Origin of the sequence: Sorangium sp. So ce185, assembly GCF_051526825.1 — a bacterium.
GTDB classification, from domain to species: domain Bacteria; phylum Myxococcota_A; class Polyangia; order Polyangiales; family Polyangiaceae; genus Sorangium; species Sorangium cellulosum_D.
The window spans coordinates 1969474-1987053 of sequence record NZ_CP150316.1 but is presented as its reverse complement, the minus strand read 5'-3'; the positions used below and the strand labels follow the sequence as shown (position 1 = coordinate 1987053).

The window sequence follows — 17580 nt, the reverse complement described above, 5'->3', positions numbered from 1 at the left end:
GGCGGGCCGAGGGCGGCGCCGGCGCGCGTCGACGCGCCGCCCGCCCGCCCGCCCGCTCGGGCGCGCTCCGGCGGTTGTGCCTGCGTGCGCCATGCGCGCGACAGGAACGCCCCGCCGCGCACCGCGAAGGCGCTCTCGGCAGCACGGTGGCACGACGATTGTACATCAGCGTCTCCCATGAGGTTTCAACGAATCGGTCGAATGGCTTGCCTTGCGCTGGCGCTCCTCGGCGCAGGCACGCTCACCGCGTGCGACGACGGCTCCTCGGGTGGCTCCGGGGGCAGCGGCGCCGCGGGCGGCGGGGACGCCACCGGCGGAGCAGGTGGTACGGGCGGCGAAGGCGGTGACGGCGGTGACGGCGGCGAGGGTGGCGGTGACGGCTACGAGTGGCCCGTCGAGACCTACCCGATCGACATCACCCCGTCCGAGCTCTGGAAGAACCAGATCGAGATCCCCTTCGACCCCTTCGCGGCGTACTCGTCGTACGACGGGCCGACCTGGGTGAAGTTCACCGTGCTGATGCACGACCCCACCAAGGTCTATTACCAGAACAGCAACGAGTACCCGTTTCACGCCGAGTTCGCCACGGAGCGGCTCGACCCGTTCGTCGAGATGACGCTGGACGAGTTCGACCAGGTGTCGCTCTACGAAGAGGGGCAGAAGGCCATCCTCGGCGCGGTGCTCATCTCGCCCTTCGCGGCCACCGACCCGGAGTACGGCGTCCAGCTGGTCCGTCAGGACGCCTACGATCCCGAGATGGCGCGCGTCGTCCTGGATCTCGTGAAGGACAGCATCGTCGCGCCCGAGGGGACGAAGCCCTTCTATTTCCCGACCTACGAGCAGGCCGAGTCGGCCGCGGCGAACAGCGCGTTCTTCGCGGAGAGCGGGTTCCCCGTGAGCTCGGTCGAGCGATGGTTGAACGGCGACGCGTGCTACTCGACCGGCTGGGCCGTGGGCCGGCTCCGCTATGTCCCGCCGGACATGATCGACGCGGCCTACGCGAGCGGCGATCTCCAGGCCGAGGACATCCTCCTCACCGACTCCGTTCCCGCGGAGGTGCCCTATGTGGCGGGCATCATCTCGCTGTCGCCGTCGACCCCGAACGCGCACACCGCGCTCCTGGCGACGTCGTTCGGCATCCCGTTCGTGTACGTCGGGGACCCGGCCACGGCCGAGCAGGCGAAGGCGCTCGACGGCAAGGAGGTCGCGCTGCGCGCCTCGCTGGAGTGGGGGGTCGTGTGCCGGGCCGCGCTCTTCGACGCTGACGGGAAGCTCGCGCCGGCGGACAAGGAGCAGCTCCTCTCGCTGAAGCGGCCGGGCGATCTCGGGATCCAGCCCAAGGAGCCGCTCGGGGCCTACTCGGGCTCCACCGAGGATCTCGGCCCCGCGGACATCGTCCACTTCGGCGGCAAGGCCGCGAACTTCGGCCTCTTGCGGGACGCCATCCCCGAGAGCTCCGATGTCGCTGTCGCGCTGTCGTTCGATCTCTGGGACGATTTCCTCGATCAGGTCATGCCCGGCGGCAGCACGCTGCGCGCCGAGATCGCCGAGCGCCTCGGCGGCTACACGTATCCGCCCGACACGCGGGCGCTCAAGGTCGATCTCGCGGCGATCCGCGATCGGATCACCAAGGACACCGCCTTCTCCGCGGGGCAGCGGCAGGCGATCGAGGCGGCGATCGCGGACTTCTCGCCCACGAAGAAGATCCGGTTCCGGAGCTCGACCAACGTGGAGGACAGCGCGGTCTTCACGGGCGCGGGCCTCTACGACAGCTACAGCGGCTGCCTGGCCGACGACCAGGACGCCGACGAGGTGGGGCCGAGCCACTGCGAGGCCGGCGAGGACGAGGAGCGCGGCGTGTTCCGCGCGATCCGCAAGGTGTACGCGAGCTTCTACAACGACAACGCCTTCCTCGCCCGGCTCCTGTACGGCGTGGACGAGGCCGAGGTCGGCATGGGCGTCCTCGTCCACTACTCCTATCCTGACGAGGACGAGATGGCGAACGGCGTCGCCACGCTCTCGCGCGGGATCCCGCCCACGGACGAGATCAAGATCGTGACGCAGCTCGGGGCGACGTCCGTCACCAACCCGGAAGGGGGAGCGCTGCCGGAGGTCGTGAGCGTGATCAGCGATTTCGGCGAGACCTACGTGCAGCTCCGCGCCGGCTCGACGCTCGTCCCGCTCGGGGACCACGTGATGAAGTGGGAGGACGACTACCGCGCGCTCGCCTCCCTGCTCGGCCGGGTCGAGGAGCGGTTCAGGGAGGTGCACCCGAGCAAGACGGCGTTCCTGCTCGACTACGAGTTCAAGAAGATGAAGCCCGGGGAGCTCGTGGTGAAGCAGGTGCGCGAGGTCTCGGTCCCGAGCACGACGCCGACCCTCACGCCGTTCCTGCTCCCCGAGCCGCAGGAGCTCTGCACGTTCCAGGGCGAGTTCGGCGACGTGTTCGCGAACCACCGGCTCAAGGTGCGCGCGCGCCTCTCGCCGAAGAGCGCGTTCCTCACGCCGGCGGCCCTCGGCGCGACCCTCTTCGAGGACGCGACGCTCGACTACCTCTCTTCCGGCTCGGTGGCGACGCTGACGGGGAGCCCCGCGGCGTGGCCGGGCGCGACGCACACGTACGCCGACCAGACGGCCACGGACGCGTTCGTGGACGGCGACGGGGCCTCGGCGGTCACCTTCGCGCTCGCCACCTCGGCCGTGCCCGAGCTGCTGCCGCCGTCGGTGGGGCCGCTCGTCGCGCTGCGCGATTTCGGGCTCGAGGTCCGCGCCGAGTACGCCACGCCGGTGTCGTCGCTCGACTGGGACGGCACGCCGCTCAGCGTGTCGATGGAGGCGGTGCGGCTCGGCGCCTGCCCCGCGGAAGGTCCGCCCGTGGAGGGCGCGCTGCTCCAGGAGCGCTCGCTCGCGTCGGCGTCGTCCAGCGTCCAGGTGGAGACGTCGTTCTACTGGCCGCCCTCCCCGAAGGGCCCGACGGCCGGGTACACGGCGCCTCTCCACAAGTGGGTGGAGACGCGCATCACGGGGCTGACGAGCAGCCCGATCGTGCTCAAGGGCTACAACGCGCAGACGTACCGCCCGGCGCACCACAACTTCTCGGAGGATTTCGTCTTCGAGCCCCGGCTCGAGCCCGGCCTGGACCCGGCGCCCCTCGCCGAGCTCGAGGACAAGGGCATCCGGTGGATCTACATCCGCACCTCCGACATCGAGGGGATCCCGCCGCAGATGTGGACCGCCGACGCGGCGGGCGAGTTCACCCAGATCGACTGAGCGCCTCGCGGGCGGCCCGCGGAGCCCCGGCGCGCCGCGCGGCCGCCCGGGGCTCCGCCGGGGCCGTCACTCGTCCTCGCGCTCGTCCCCGAAGAGCACGCCCACCTGGAGCTCGATGGCGTCGAACGGCTCGGCCCTGACGCGCTCGCCCCGCTCCGCGCGGAGCGCCACGAGGTACCCCTCGGGAGTCCACCGGTACACGGTCATCGTCTCTTCCCTGGGATCGATGATCCAGTAGTGAGGCAGCTGGCAACGCTGGTAGACACGCATCTTCTTGACCGTGTCGTTTCGCGCGTTGTCCGGGGAGAGCACCTCGCAGACCCAGTCGGGCCGGATCCGGACGGGGCTCCCGCTGGGGCGCTCGGGCGCGCGTTCGCGACGCCACCCGACGACGTCGGGCCGGTACACCTGGTCCGGCGCGAGCTCGACCTCGACCTCGGTGGCGAACCACCATCCTCCGGGCCAGCGGCCGCCGGGGCGCCGCTGGAAGGGGATCTTCACGTGCGCGACGATGGCGGACTGCGCGTCGCCGTGCTCGAACGAAGGTACGGCCTTCTGCATGAGCTCGCCGTTGACGATCTCGTGGAAGCGCTGCTCCTCGGGGATGGCGAGGAGATCCGCCAGCGTGGCGGGGTGTGGCCTCTGCGCGGCGGTGGGCACGCATCGAGCATAGCGCCTCCGGGCGAGGGGTCGCGTCCCTCCGGATTGTCAAGCAATTTCAAAAAGTTACGGTCTAGCTCGGCCGCTGCTCCGGGTCACGGCGCGCCGTGGACCGGGGCCGGCGTGCGGGGGTTGACGCGCGGAGGCTGCGGATGGACCAGAGGCGCCGGTTCTCACCGTCGACGAGGAGAAGATCATGAGCCTTTATGAAAGCTCGTTCCCGCAGATGGCGCGCATGCTCGGTCAGGTGCTGGTCTGGCTCGACAAGGCGCAGGCCTACGCCGAGCAGAAGAAGTTCAACCCGGAGGAGCTCCTGACGGCGCGCCTCGCGCCCGACCAGTGGAACCTCCGGCGCCAGATCCAGACCGTCGCTCACTGGCCGGTGCGGCTGGCCGCGCTCCTCACCGGCGAGGAGCCGCCGGCGCGCGAGGACGCCGAGCAGGAGACGATCGCGGATCTGCGCGCGCGCATCGGGAAGGCGCTCGAGCAGGTGAAGGCGCTGAAGCCGGAGCAGCTGAAGGGCGCGGAGGAGCGCACGATCCCGCTGTTCTTTTTGCCGGGCAAGGGCATGAAGGCGGCGGACTTCATGTTCCAGTTCTCGCTGCCCAACTTCTACTTCCACGCCACCACGGCGTACTCGATCCTGCGGCACAACGGGATCGACGTCGGCAAGGGCGACTTCATCGGCGCGCTCGAGCTCCGCGACCTGTGACCGCGGCGGCGTTCCCCGCCCCACCAGCCCGCGACGCCGGCCCTCCCCTCGGATGAGCGGTGGGGCGACGCCGGGCCGCCCCGACAGGCTCAACCGCCCCAGTCGACCTTCGGCCTCCCCGGCGGCGTCACGTTCGGCATCTCGTGGAAGAGCGCGCGCCCGAGATCGGGCAGCGGCGCGCACGCCTGCTCTCCCAGGTTGGTCAGCTCGAGCGGATCCTCCAGCACGTTGAAGCAGTGGAACTCGCCGTCCCACTCGCGCGCCTCGATCTTCAGCGGCCCCTGCATCATCCCCCAGTTGCGGAAGGAACACCCCCACACCCACGTGCAGTTCGTGAGCGGCACCGGCGCGACCGTGCGCTCCGGCCGCGTCAACGGGTGCCCCATCATCCGGCCGCGGAACGGCGCGAGCCGCGGCTCGTCCCAGAGGCCCATCAGATCGAGGAACGTCGGCGCGAGATCGAGGTGCCACACGAAATCGTCCCGCGCGCCCGCGATGCTCGCCCGCTCCTCCGGGGTCAGCGTCCCCTCCGGCGCGTCGATCCACGCGGGGACGAGGATCTCCTCGTCCCACAGCGAGCTCGTGTGGCCGAGCTGCCAGTGCTCCCGGAACGACTCGCCATGATCCGAGGTGTACACGATCACCGTGCGCTCGCCGCTCGGCGTCCCCCGGATGTGCTCGATGAGCCGGCCGACCGCCATGTCCGACAGGTAAACGACGTTGCGATAGTAGTTCTTGAAATGCTCGTTCTTGTCGGGCGCCTTGCTCAGCTCGCTGGGCTGAAAGGGCGCATGCATCGGATCGCTCACGTACGGGAAGTGGATGTTCGAGTAATGCACGACCGCGAAGAACGGCTCGGCGAGCTCGCCCCACTCCTCGATCACGCGATCCGTGAGCTGCCGGTCATAGGCGCCGTAATCGAGGTCGGCGCCCGGATCGAGCTGGGTCGCGACGACCCGGTGCGAGACCGGGATGTCCTGCACATAGAGCCGGGCGTTCCCGAACATGAGGTTCTGGCTCGTCCAGTACGCCGTGTCCCACCCGGCCGCGTGGGCGTAATCCCAGAGCAGCGGGGCCGAGCTGAGCGCCGCGAGGCTCTCCGTCGGGGAGACGCCGGACCAGATGTTCGAGATGGAGATGGCCGTCGTCGAGTCGTGCGCCCGCATCTGCAAGAGCGGCATGCGCGCCGGCGCGGCGGCGTTGGAGAACGGCGTCGCCAGCGCGCAGTCCGGGTCGTACTCGACGCACGTCACGTCCGCCCGCTGGCTCTCCTGCAGGATGAGCACGACGTTCCGCGGCCGCGCAGGCCGCGCGGCGAGCGGCGGCACGCGCTCCGGGTCGCGGCGCTGCACCCGCAGATCCGGCGAGTCGTCGGTGATGCCGAGGTGCTCTTTGACCACGGCGGTGATGCCGTGGAAGTAGATCATGTCGGCCGACGACGACTGGATCACCCGGTAGCTCACCGGGATCCTCGTCACGCCGATCAGCGCGAGCGGCACGAGCGCCGCGGCGACGCGCCGCCGGAGCCGCCGCGGGCGCACGAACCGGCGGGAGAGCCGGAGCGCCGCAAGGGCGAGCCCGAGCGCGACGGCGAAGTGGGCGAGCACGCGCGGGTGCCCGAGCGGGAGCGTGCCCACGATCGACCAGGGGATCGACTGGGAGTGGATCTGCGAGTCGATCGAGCAGTAGATGTTGTAGAGGGCGTGGAAGCCGCCCTGGACGCCGCACGCGAGCGTGAAGAGCGCGACGAACAGGCCGCCCGTCACGCCGCGCAGGGCGCCGCGGCGGCCCGAGGCGACGTAGAGCAGGACGCCCCAGAACCCCAGCGACACGGCGACGGTCGCGGCGTACCCGGCCGCGTGGAGCCGGTCGAACGTGGTCATGTGGCGGGCCCGCCGCAGCACGTCGACGACGAGGAGCCAGAGCGCCGGCGACGCGAGCAGGGCGAGGCCGTGGAGGCGGCGCCGGCGGCGCGCGGCCCGGCGCGCGGCGCGCGGGCGAGCGGCGGGCGCGGCGCCCTGTCGATCGAGGTCCTGCGCCATCCGGATCAGTCGCGGCGAGGCGCCGCCGCGAGGCCGCGGAGGTGGGCCGGGACGTCGACGCTGCCGGCGGGGCCGCCGTAGATCGCGTCGGCGAGCCGGGGCAGGTCGCCGCAGGCGGCGGGCCCGAGGTCGCGCTGCTCGCGGGGGTCGGCGAGCACGTCGTAGCAGTGCCACGCGGTGTCCCAGGCGCGGGATTCGAGCTTCATGTTGCCGCGCATCATCCCCCAGTTCTTGAACGCGCAGCCCCAGATCCCGGTGCAGTTCGTGAGCGCCAGCGTCGCCGGCCCCGGCGACGGCCGGAGCAGGCTGCGGCCGACCATCGCCGCCCGGTAGCCCGCGAGCGCCGGCTCCTCCCACAGGCCCATGAGGTCGAGCAACGTCGGCGTCACGTCCGTGTGGAAGACGAGCTCGTCCCGCGCGGCGCGCAGCGCGGACTCCTCCGCGGACGTCAGCGTGCCCGGCGGCGCGTCGATCCAGCCGGGCACCCGGATCTCCTCGTCGAGGATGGATCCCGTGTGGCCGAGCTGGCCGTGCTCGCGGAACGCCTCGCCGTGATCCGAGGTGAAGACGATCACCGTGCGCTCGCCGACCGGAGAGCGCCGGACGAAGTCGATGAGCTCGGCGATCGCCGCGTCCTGCCGGTAGACCGCGTTCCTGTAGAAGTTGCGGTACGCCTCGTTGTCGTCCGGCGCCTTGCTCTCGAGGGCGGGCTGGAACGGCGCGTCCTCCGGGTCGACAAGGTACGGGACGTGGGTGTTGCCGAAGTGGGCGACCGCGAGGAACGGCTCGCGCAGCGAGAGCAGCTCGGACCGCGCGCGCGCCGACAGCTTCCGGTCGTCGGCCCCGAGATCGATGTCGGCGAGCGGATCGAGCTCGGTCGCGCCGCACTGGTGCGAGACCGGCAGGTCCTGCACGTAGAGGCGCGAGTTCGCGAACATCATGTGGTGGCTGGTCCAGTAGGCGCCGTCGAAGCCGGCGGCGTCCGCGTAATCGAAGACGAGCGGCGCGGTGTGGAGCTCCTCGCGCGTGGCGATCGGCTGGAGGCCGGACCAGAGCACCGCGAGCCCGATCGCCGTCGTCGAGGCGTTCGAGCGCATCTGCGTGAGCGGCAGCCGGCCGGGCACCGCCGCGTCGATGCGCGGCGTGCCGGGGCACCCGGAGGGCGCCGCGCCGGCGGCCGCGGGCGCCGAGCACGTGACGTCGGCGCGCACGCTCTCGGTCAGGATGAAGAGCACGTTGCGCCGCGGGCCGGGCTTCGGGGTCAGCGGCGGCAGCGCGGGCGGCGTGCGGAGGCCGGGGCGCACCTGCGCCGTGGTCTGGACGCCGACGAGCTCCTTGATGAGGCCGCCGATCGCGTGGAAGTAGATGACGTCGGGCGTGGACGCCTGCACCGTGCGGTACGAGCAGGGCAGCACGAAGGCGGCCACCACGCCCGCGGGCGCGGCGAGGCGCGCGGCGCGGGCCCACGCCGTGCGCCCGGGGCGCACGATCCGCCGGCCGAGCCAGACGAGCGCGACCGCGAGCAGGAGCGGCGGGAGGACCGAGCGGAGGAAGTTCTCCCCGTCGGCCCGGAGCTGGCCGAAGAGGCTCGCGGAGAGCGAGGTCCCGAAGAGCGTGGCGTCGAGGTTGAGGTACGTGGCGTACTGGCGGTGGAAATAGAGCTGGCCGCCGAGCGAGAGCGTCGCGAGCGCCACGAACAGCAGGGCCGCGATCCACCGCGACGCGCCCCGCCGCGACGAGGCCGCGAAGAGCAGGAGCCCCCAGAGCGCGGCGCTCTCGACCATCGCGCCGAGGTAGCTCGCCGCGTGCCTGGCGCTCAGGTCGAGCAGGCGATCGCCGCGGATGTGGACGTCCGCGAGCACGATGAGGAGCAGCGGGAGCGCGAGGAACAGGCGGCCGTAGCGGCGCCGGGCGCGGGCGAGGGAGCGCAGCCGCGCGCGCGCCGCCGCGCGATCCGGGCCGAGATCGCGGGCGAGGCCGCGGGACGAGCGGCTGGCGGCGTCGGCGTCGGCCGCCGGAGGATCGTTCAACGGCTGGAACGGGTGCACGGCGCGCGCGAGTGTAGTCAGGGCGTGGCGACTCGGGAACGTTTCTGCGGCGGGTCGGTGGCGCCCCGATGACGGTTCAGGCTAGCCGGGGGGGCGGACGGGCGGAGAAAACCCTTCGACAGCCGCCCGAGGCGTGCCATGAGAGGCGTCCGACATGGCGGAGCAGCTCTTCCTGAACGGGTTGCGCGGCGCTCAGCAGGCCCGAGAGGCCGCCGCGCCGCCGGCCGAACCGTCCTCGTCCCCCGCAGCCGGCGCGCCGCCCCCCGCAGCCGGCGCGCCGCCCGAGCCGCGACCGTCCCCCGGCGCGCCGGCGCCCGAGCCGCCGCGCCAGACGGCGGCGAGGCTCAGCGCCGAGCTCGAGGCGGCGCTCGTGCGCGAGCTGATGGCGGCGTACCAGAGCCTCAACTACACGCATTTCCGGCGGAAGCTGCGCCCTCCGTCGATCGAGCTGTCCGACGCCGCGAGCCGGCTCGGGCGCTGGATGTCCGAGGCGCGCGCGATCGAGATCTCGCGGCCGCTCGTGCTGACGCAGCCGTGGGGGGTCGTGATCGAGGTGCTCAAGCACGAGATGGCGCACCAGTACGTGCACGAGGTGCTGGGCGTCACGGACGAGGCGGCGCACGGACCGGCGTTCCGCGAGGTGTGCGAGCGCCTGGGCATCGACGCGACGGCGTCCGGGATGCCGTCGGCGGACGCGGGCGGGGCGGCGCGCGGCGACGGGAGCGTGGACAGCGCGGACGCCCGGATCCTCGACCGCATCGCGCGGCTGCTCGCGCTCGCGGACAGCCCGAACGCGAACGAGGCGCAGGCGGCGATGAGCGCCGCGCAGCGGCTGATGCTGAAGTACAACCTCGACGTCGCGAAGGCGCGCGCCGCGCGGCAGTACGGCTTCCGCCACCTCGGCGCGCCGAGCGGGCGCGTGGGCGAGAGCGAGCGGATCGTCGGGGGGATCCTCGGGAAGCATTTCTTCGTCGAGGCGATCTGGGTGCCGGTCTACGCGCCGCTCGAGGGCAAGCGGGGCAGCGTCCTCGAGATCTGCGGGACGCCGGCGAACCTCGAGATGGCGGCCTACGTGCACGCATTCCTGCACCACACGGCCGAGCAGCTGTGGAACGAGCACAAGCGGACGCACGGCGTGAAGGGCAACAAGGACCGTCGGACCTACCAGGCCGGCGTGATGCTCGGGTTCCTCGAGAAGCTGAACGCGGAGCGGAAGGTGTCCGCGGAGCAGGGGCTCGTCTGGGTGAGGGACGCCGACCTGGACGGCTACTACCGGACGCGCCACCCGCACGTGCAGCACCTGCGTCACGCGGGCAACCAGCGGACGCCGGCGCACGCGCACGGGCGCGAGGCGGGACGGAAGATCGTGCTGCACCGCCCGATGCAGGGGGCGACCGGCGAGCGGGGCATGCTGCTGCCGCCGGGCAAGAAGGGCTGATCGCCGCGGTCGCCGGCGTCGCCCCGGGCCGCGCGCGGCCCGGGCGGGCGACGGCGCGCGGCCCGCATCTGGAGGGCGGCGCGCGCTCGACGGGCGCGTTGACGGGGATGGAGCGGTTCCGGCACGATGGCCCGGTGCGCGGGCCAACCTAGGAGAAGAACGAGATGCCGCTCCGGTTCACCATTGAAGAGCGATTCGATGCGTCGCCCGAGGATGTCTTCCGGCTCGCGACCGACATCGACTCCTTCGGCGACTGGATGCCGAATTTCGTGCGGGTGGAGAAGCTCACGGGCGACGTCGCCGGAAAGGGTACGATGTGGCGTGAGACCCGCAAGATGTTCGGCAAGGAGTCGACCGAGCTGTTCGAGGTCACGGCGGCAGAGCCCGGCAAGAGCCTGGACCTCTTCGTCGACGGGAAGAAGGGCACGACGGGGCGCGGGGAATACCGCTTTCGCTACGTCTTCGAGCCCCAGGGCGCCGGGACGCTGCTCCGGATGGATGGCGAGATCGCCGGGATGGGGTGGTTCATGGAGACGCTCGGGCGGCTGTTCATCGGCAGCTTCAAGAAGGCCGTGCACGGGGATCTCAAGGCGATGAAGACGCACCTGGAGCGGCGGCGGGCGAGCTAGAAGCGCGGCGTGGCGCGGCGCGGCGCGGGGACGAGAGCGCGCGTCGAGCCGCTCGGCACGGCGAGGGAGGCCTTGGCGGCACGGCGCGGGCGCTCCGCGCGGCACCGCCCACGCGGCGGCGCGCGCCGACCGGAATCGCATCTCCCCCGCATCGAGCCCGTCCGTCTTTGTTGACCCGGTGCGCGGCGCCAGGCACCATCCCGCGCGGCGCCCGGCTAGCCTGCATGGCTGGAGGCTCGAACCCGGCTCGCCACCGTTCCTCTAACAAGCTGTTGAGGTGCTTTGATGCGCGTTCGTACGATTTTCCTGCTCTGCCTTGCGCCCTTCGTCATCGGTTCGCTCCAGGGCTGCGGCGGCGATGACCCCGACCCGAAGGGCGAGGAAGGACCGCTCGGCGCGTGCCCGCCCGACTCCGCGGCGGAGCAGGCGGCGGGCCTGGATGCGCTGATGGGCAACTGCAGTATCTGTCACTCGACGACGAAGGTGGGGGCGGCGGCCCGCGCCAACGCGCCCGAGGGCGCCAACGTCGACGATCCGACGTATGTCAGCGAGCACGCGGAGAAGATCTACGAGGAGATCGACGAGGGCGCGATGCCCCCGACCGGCCGGCTCCAGGACGCCACGGTCGAGTCGATCCGGATCTATCTCGCCTGCGAAACGCAGTAGTCGCCCCCCATCCCTCACGCCTCGTCTGAACGCCAGCGCGCCGTCTCGCGAGACGGCGCGCTGGCGACCCAGCCCAGAGCCGCCCGGCCCGCTTGCAGGCCCCGCCAGAGCAGCGATACCGTGGCCGCGGCGCACGCGGCACCCCCGGGACACCCCACCTCGGAAGCACGACGGCTCCCTTCGACATGAGACCTGACCCGATGCGTTTACAGCGGAGCTTCAGCTTTGTTGTGGCGTTGACGATTGCCCTCTCGGCCTTCGGGTGCTCCGACGACGTCCCCGGGGGCGAGGGCGCCGGCGGACAGGCGGGGCACGGGAGCACCACGACGAGCGGCGCCGGCGGAGACGGCGGCAGCGCCGGCGGCGGCGGCGGCGGCGGCGGCGGCGGGGACGGCGGCAGCGCCGGCGGCGGGGGCATGGACGCAGCGCCGGACTTCGCGCTGTTCATCGTCCCCGCCACCGTCGACATCCCCTATGACGGGCTGACGTCCGTCGATCTCTCGATCCGTCGATTCAACGGCTTCGACGAGCCGATCGAGATCATCGTCAACGCACCTCCCGCCGGGCTCGTGTACACGCCGCTCACGCTGCCGCCCGACGCCGCGTCCGGCGCGCTGGAGGTCGGAGCCTCGGGCGAGCTCACGGCGGGCACGACCTTCAACCTCGAGCTCGTGGCCCGCGCGGAGGACCTCCTGCGCTTCGCCGCGGTCGCCGCCACCGTGGTGACCGCCTCGCCCTGATCGCCTCGGGCCCCGGCGCGCCGCTGCCTCGAGCGCTGTGCGACCGCGCGATCCGGAGTATGGTGCAGGCATGTTCAGGCTGGATGCCCGCTCCGGGGCCGCGCTCGCGCTGGCCTCCGCGCTCGCGCTGACCGCCGCGCTCGGCGCCTCCTGCGCCGGCGCGCCCCCCGCGCAGCGCGGGACCGCGGCCTGCCCGCCGCGCTGCCCGCAGCCGACGGCGCCGCCGCCCCCAGCGGCGCCGGGGCCCGTCGTGCCGGGCACGGCGGGCGAGGCCCCGGTGTTCGATCCCGAGCGCCTCACGCTCGTGCTGGACGACCCGAGGCTCGCGCCGGTGCAGAAGCTCGTCGCAGAGGAGGCGTACGCGAGCGCGGCCGCCGCCATGGCCCAGGCGCTCTCCGCGCCCCTGCCGCCCGCGGATGCAGCGGCGTTTCGCTACCAGCTCGGTCGGCTGCGCGCGCTCGCGGGCGACCCGCTGGGCGCCGCGAGGGAGTACGACGCGGCGGCGGCCGCCGGCGGGCCGCTCGCCGATTACGCGCGGTTCGCGGCGGCCGATCTCCTCGCCAGGGCGGGGCAGCCGGACGCGGCGATCGAGCGCGCGCGCGCCGTCGCCTCGGACGTCGCGATCGCCGACGAGCTCGATCGCGTGATCGCCCATGCGCTCGCCGAGAAGGGCGACATCGGGGCCGCCGCCGCGAGCTGGCAGGCGTACCTCGCCCGGAGCTGGCCGGCATCGACGTGGGTGCCCGAGGCGCTCCGCTTCGCCCGCGCGCTGCTCCGCCACCCGAAAGAAGACCACGCCGAGGAGGCGATCCGGCTCGCCCGGCGCGTCATCGACGAGGCGCCGGGCGGCGCGGGCGCGGGCGAGGCGAAGGAGATCCTGGAGCAGGCCCTGTCGACGCTGCCGTTCGCGCGGCGCAAGCCGTTCCTCGACCCGGGCCCCGCCGACCTGCTCGCCCGCGCGCGCGCCCTGCTCGCCTCGCGCCAGGACAAGGAAGCGCTCGCCGTCACCGAGGCGCTGATCGCCCTGCCCGAGGCGCAGGCGCCCTCGGCCTTCGCCTGCGACGCGTTCGCCGCGCGCGGCGAGGCGCTCGGGCGCGTCCGGCGGCGGGCCGAGGCCGCCGACATCTACGGCACGGCGATCGAGCGCTGCGGGCCGGCCGCGCCCGCGGCCGCCGCATCGGCGAGCGCGCCCGCGGTGGCCGCCGTCGCGAGCGCCCCGGCCGCCGTCACGAGCGCCCCGGCCGCCGCCGCGAGCGCCCCCGCCGCCGCTGCGAGCGTCCCCGCCGCCGTCACGAGCGCCCCGGCCGCCGCGAGCGCCCCCGCGGCGCCCGCGGCGGCAGGAGCAGGCGCGCCCGCCCCCCGGCGGCCCGAGACGCTCTACAACGCCGCGCGCGCGTCGTTCCGCGTCGATCGGCACGCCGAGGCCGCCGCGCGCTTCGCGCTGCTCGAGAAGGAGTACCCGGATCACCGGCTCGCGGACGACGCGCGCTACCTCGGCGCGCGCGCCCTGCTCGCGCTCGGCGATCAGGCGCAGTTCGTCCAGATGCTCACCGCCATGCCCGACGACTACCCGTCGGGCGACATGGTCGCCGACGGCCTGTTCGAGCTCGCGCTCTTCGAGATGGAGCGCGACGGCTGGGCCGGCGCGGTCAGGCCGCTCGAGCTCGGGCTCGCGCGCTTCCCCCACGAGCGCGCGTACCACGCGGCGGGCAGGTTCCCCTACTACCTCGGGCGCGCCCACATCGAGACCGGCTCGCCCGACAAGGGAAAGGCGCTGCTCGAGCAGGTGATCCGCGATTACCCGCTCTCGTTCTACATGGCCCTCGCCCACGCCCGGCTCGCCGACGCCGATCCCGCGGCCGCCCAGCGGGCCCTGTCCGCGGCCCTCGAGCGCGACGCGAGCGCGCCGTACGCCGAGCTCCGGAGCCCCCTGTTCGCGCGCCCGGCGTTCACCCGCGCGGTCGAGCTCGCGCGCCAGGGCGAGGCGAAGCTCGCGCGCCGCGAGCTCGACGCGCTCGGCGTGGGGAGCCGCACGGCGCCGCGCGAGGTGATGTGGGCCTCGGCGTTCCTGCTCGCGCGCGCGGGCGCGCTGCCGCAGTCGTACAGCATCCTGCGCACGGCGATGGCGGCGCCGTCGGCGGACGACGGCCGCGTCGAGCTCGCGGGCGACTGGGTCGACCACTACCCGGCCGGGCGCTGGCGCAGCGCGTGGGAGCTCGCCTACCCGCGCCCGTTCGCCGCCCTCGTCGCCGCGGAGGCGAAGCGCAGCGGGATCCCCGAGGCCCTCGCCTACGCGATCATGCGCGAGGAGTCGGCCTTCGACCCGAAGGTGGCCTCGCCCGCGCAGGCGTACGGGCTCATGCAGCTCATCGTGCCGACCGCGAAGCGCATGGCCAAGCCGCTCGGGCTGCCGTCGAGCGCCGAGGCGCTGAGGCGGCCCGAGGTCAACATCGCGCTCGGCTGCCGGTACCTCTCGGTGCTGCGCGGCCAGTTCTCGGACAACCCGCTGCTCGCGATCCCCGCCTACAACGCGGGCGGCGGCGCGCCGAAGCGGTGGATCGCGGAGCGCCCCTCGCAGAGCTTCGACCTGTGGGTCGAGCGCATCCCGTACGAGGAGACGCGGCTCTACACGAAGCGCGTGCTCACGAGCCTCGCCGTCTACGAGCTCCTCTACGGCGGCGATCAGCCGAGCGAGGCCCTGCGCACCCCGCTGCCCGCGAGCCCGGCGGCGCGCTCGGCCGTGGCGAACGCCGCGCCCTGACGCGCCCCGGCGCGCCCCGTGCGCTCGCCGTGCGCCGGCGCCCCACGTCGACGGCCTGCTCGCGCGCCCCGCGCCGAGGTTTCGGCGAGCGGGCGGCGCGGAAGCTTTGGTAGAGTCCGCGCGTGGTCGACCCCTCGAGCCCTTCCCACCAGCTCGTGGGCGCCGTGCTGAACGGGCGCTTCCGGATCGTGCGTCTCCTCGGCGAGGGCGGCATGGGCGCCGTCTACGAGGCCGACGGGCTGCGCGGCGAGGGCAAGCGCGCCATCAAGGTGCTGCACCCCGAGTTCACGCAGGAAGAGCAGGTCCTGCAGCGCTTCTTCGCCGAGGCGGAGGCGACGAAGGGGTTCGTCCACCAGAACATCGCCTCGGTCTTCGAGGCGGCCCGCGCCGAGGACGGCACGCCCTACCTCGTCATGGAGCTCCTGCAGGGCGTCCCGCTCGCCGCGTACATCGACACGGGCAACCCCATCCCGCCGGCGCAGGCCGTGCCGATCATCCACGAGGTGCTCCAGGCCCTCATGGCGGCGCACAGCCACAGGGTGATCCACCGCGATCTGAAGCCGGAGAACCTGTTCCTCGTGCGCGATCCGCGCGGCGGCTTCCGCGTGAAGGTGCTCGATTTCGGCATCGCGAAGGTGATGGACGCGGCCGGCGGCATGGGCCTCAAGACCCGCGCCGGCACGCTCCTCGGCACCCCCGGCTACATGAGCCCCGAGCAGATCAAGAACGCGCAGGCCGTCGACGCGCGCACCGACCTCTGGAGCGTCGGCGTGATCTTCTACGAGATGCTCACCGCGACGCAGCCGTTCCCCGCCGAGAACGAGTTCGCGCGGCTCACCGCCGTGCTCGCCAAGGAGGTGCGCCCGATCGAGCAGGTCGCGCCGCACCTCGCCGCCTGGGGCCTCTTCTTCCAGCGCGCCCTCTCCAAGGACGTGAACGGGCGCTTCCAGACGGCCGAGGAGATGGCGCAGACGCTGAGCGCCGTCGCGCACCGCACCGGCATCGCGACGCCCGGCGCGTGGGCCGATCCGCAGGCGTCGCTCCCGCCGCCGCACCACCTGCCCTCGCTGCCGCCGCCGGCGCAGCCGCACCCGCAGGCGCACGCGTCGCAGCTGCACGCGTCGCAGCCGCAAGCGGGGCAGCCGCCGTCGCAGCTGTACGCGCCGCAGCCGCCGTCGCAGCTGCCCCCGCCGCCGCACGGGCCGGGCTCGACGACGAGCATGCCGGTCATGCCGAGGCCGGAGTCGGCGCCCCCGCCGCGCCCGACCGCGCCGCCGCCCCCGACGACCTCGCAGGTGGCGCCCACGGCGGCGTTCGCGGCGCCCCCGGTGCCCGCCGGGCCGACCCACGTCAGCGCGCAGCGGCCGACGGGCGTGCCGACGCTCACGGGCGGCCACTACGACGTGCGGGTCGTGGAGGTCCCCCTCCCCGCCGAGACGGCGCCCTCGGAGGGCGCCGCCTGGTGGCTCGTCGCGGTCATCGGCCTCGTGTGCCTCGGCGTCGGCTTCGCGCTCGGCGTGCTGGTGAGCGGATGAGCGCCGGAGGCCGCGTCCGCGCCCTGCTCGCCGCCGCGTGCGCCGCCTCGGCCCTGGGCGCGCCGCGGCCCACGCGCGGCGACCCGCCCGCCGGCGGCGGCCGCGAGCCCCCCGTGCACGTCGTCGACCTGCACGTCGACGTGCCCTGGCAGGTCCACTTCAAGGGGCGCGACCCTCGCCTGGGCGAGGGCCACGCCCGCAGCGACACGCTCGTCGCCGGCAACTATCTCGGCATCGTGCTGCCGATCTACCTGCCCGACCGGGCGCGGCCCGAGGGCCCGCAGATCGAGGACGCCAGCGCGGTCCTCGCGACGATCGAGGCGATCATCGCCGCGAGCCCCGTGCTCCTGCCGCTCGGCGCGGCGCGGGCCGAGCCGGGGAAGATCAGCACCTTCCTCTCGATCGAGGGGGCCGGCGCGTTCGCGGAGGACATCGCGCAGATCGACCGGTTCATCGCGCGCGGCGTGCGGCTCATCAGCCCGAACCACGCGAAGAACACGCGGCTCTCGTCGTCGGCGACCGGCGAGCCGGCCGCGTTCGGGCTGACGGAGCTCGGCAAGCGGTTCTGCGAGCGCGTCTACGCGCAGGGCGCGCTCATCGACGTCTCGCACATCTCGGACGCCGCGTTCGCGGACCTCGTGCCGATCGCGGCCGCGCACGGCGCGCCGATCGTGGCGACCCACTCGAACGCGCGCGCGGTGGCGAACCGGCCGCGCAACCTGACCGACGAGCAGCTGCGGCTCATCGGGCGGAGCGGCGGGGTCGCGGGGCTCAACTTCCACGCGCCGTTCGTGAACGGCACGAGCGAGGCGGACCTCGACGACGTGCTCGCGCAGGTCGACCACATGGTCCGGGTGGCCGGCGTCGATCACGTCGCGATCGGGTCGGATTTCGACGGCGGCATCATCCCCCCGAAGGGGCTCGACGACGCGTCGGCGCTGCCGGCGCTGGCCGCGCGGCTCCGGCAGCGCGGGATGTCGCGCGAGGACGTGGTGAAGATCTTCTCGCAGAACGCGCTGCGCATCCTCGGCTGGCGGCCGGCGGCTTCTGGCGGGGGGCAGCCGCCCAGGTAGGCGTCG

12 protein-coding genes are annotated in these 17580 nt (G+C 73.4%); 9 read left to right on the top strand and 3 right to left on the bottom strand.

The genetic code is table 11. From position 1 onward, the window contains the following. Positions 1-201: 201 nt before the first annotated feature. Positions 202-3270 (top strand): PEP/pyruvate-binding domain-containing protein, encoded by a 3069-nt coding sequence (locus WMF26_RS07235; RefSeq protein ID WP_437999719.1) that lies wholly within the window; start codon positions 202-204, stop codon positions 3268-3270. Between the two features lie 66 nt (positions 3271-3336). Here WMF26_RS07235 and WMF26_RS07230 read toward each other — a convergent pair whose 3' ends face one another. After that, positions 3337-3930, bottom strand: a complete 594-nt coding sequence (locus tag WMF26_RS07230; protein ID WP_437945371.1) for a Uma2 family endonuclease — start codon at positions 3928-3930, stop codon at positions 3337-3339. 196 nt (positions 3931-4126) lie between these two features. Between WMF26_RS07230 and WMF26_RS07225 the strand changes: the two genes are divergently transcribed. Continuing rightward, complete coding sequence (locus WMF26_RS07225) at positions 4127-4642, top strand: DUF1993 domain-containing protein (protein ID WP_437999718.1); 516 nt, start codon at positions 4127-4129, stop codon at positions 4640-4642. Between the two features lie 89 nt (positions 4643-4731). Here the strand turns inward: WMF26_RS07225 and WMF26_RS07220 are convergent, their stop codons facing one another. Further along, entirely contained in the window at positions 4732-6684 is a 1953-nt protein-coding gene (locus WMF26_RS07220) for a sulfatase-like hydrolase/transferase (RefSeq protein WP_437999717.1), read from the bottom strand. A gap of 5 nt (positions 6685-6689) precedes the next feature. Beyond that, positions 6690-8732, bottom strand: coding sequence for a sulfatase-like hydrolase/transferase (locus tag WMF26_RS07215; protein WP_437999716.1), 2043 nt, complete (start codon positions 8730-8732; stop codon positions 6690-6692). Between the two features lie 154 nt (positions 8733-8886). Here WMF26_RS07215 and WMF26_RS07210 point away from each other — a divergent pair, with 154 nt between their 5' ends. From WMF26_RS07210 to WMF26_RS07180, 7 genes are all read left to right on the top strand, one after another. Beyond that, positions 8887-10170: a SprT-like domain-containing protein gene (locus WMF26_RS07210; protein ID WP_437999715.1), complete on the top strand. Its 1284-nt coding sequence runs from the start codon at positions 8887-8889 to the stop codon at positions 10168-10170. A gap of 164 nt (positions 10171-10334) precedes the next feature. Further along, positions 10335-10799 carry an SRPBCC family protein gene (locus tag WMF26_RS07205; protein ID WP_061621756.1) on the top strand — a complete coding sequence of 155 codons (465 nt, stop codon included), beginning with the start codon at positions 10335-10337 and terminating at the stop codon, positions 10797-10799. A 285-nt stretch (positions 10800-11084) separates the two neighbouring features. Continuing rightward, entirely contained in the window at positions 11085-11465 is a 381-nt protein-coding gene (locus WMF26_RS07200) for a c-type cytochrome (protein ID WP_061623163.1), read from the top strand. A 236-nt stretch (positions 11466-11701) separates the two neighbouring features. Then, complete coding sequence (locus WMF26_RS07195) at positions 11702-12205, top strand: hypothetical protein (protein WP_437999714.1); 504 nt, start codon at positions 11702-11704, stop codon at positions 12203-12205. 70 nt (positions 12206-12275) lie between these two features. Then, positions 12276-14966, top strand: a complete 2691-nt coding sequence (locus WMF26_RS07190) for a transglycosylase SLT domain-containing protein (RefSeq protein ID WP_437999713.1) — start codon at positions 12276-12278, stop codon at positions 14964-14966. Between the two features lie 122 nt (positions 14967-15088). Continuing rightward, a complete protein-coding gene (locus WMF26_RS07185; protein ID WP_437999712.1) occupies positions 15089-16501 on the top strand; it encodes a serine/threonine-protein kinase in 1413 nt (470 codons plus the stop codon). Then, complete coding sequence (locus WMF26_RS07180; RefSeq protein ID WP_437999711.1) at positions 16498-17574, top strand: dipeptidase; 1077 nt, start codon at positions 16498-16500, stop codon at positions 17572-17574. Before WMF26_RS07185 ends, WMF26_RS07180 begins: the two co-directional genes overlap by 4 nt. Positions 17575-17580: the final 6 nt, after the last annotated feature.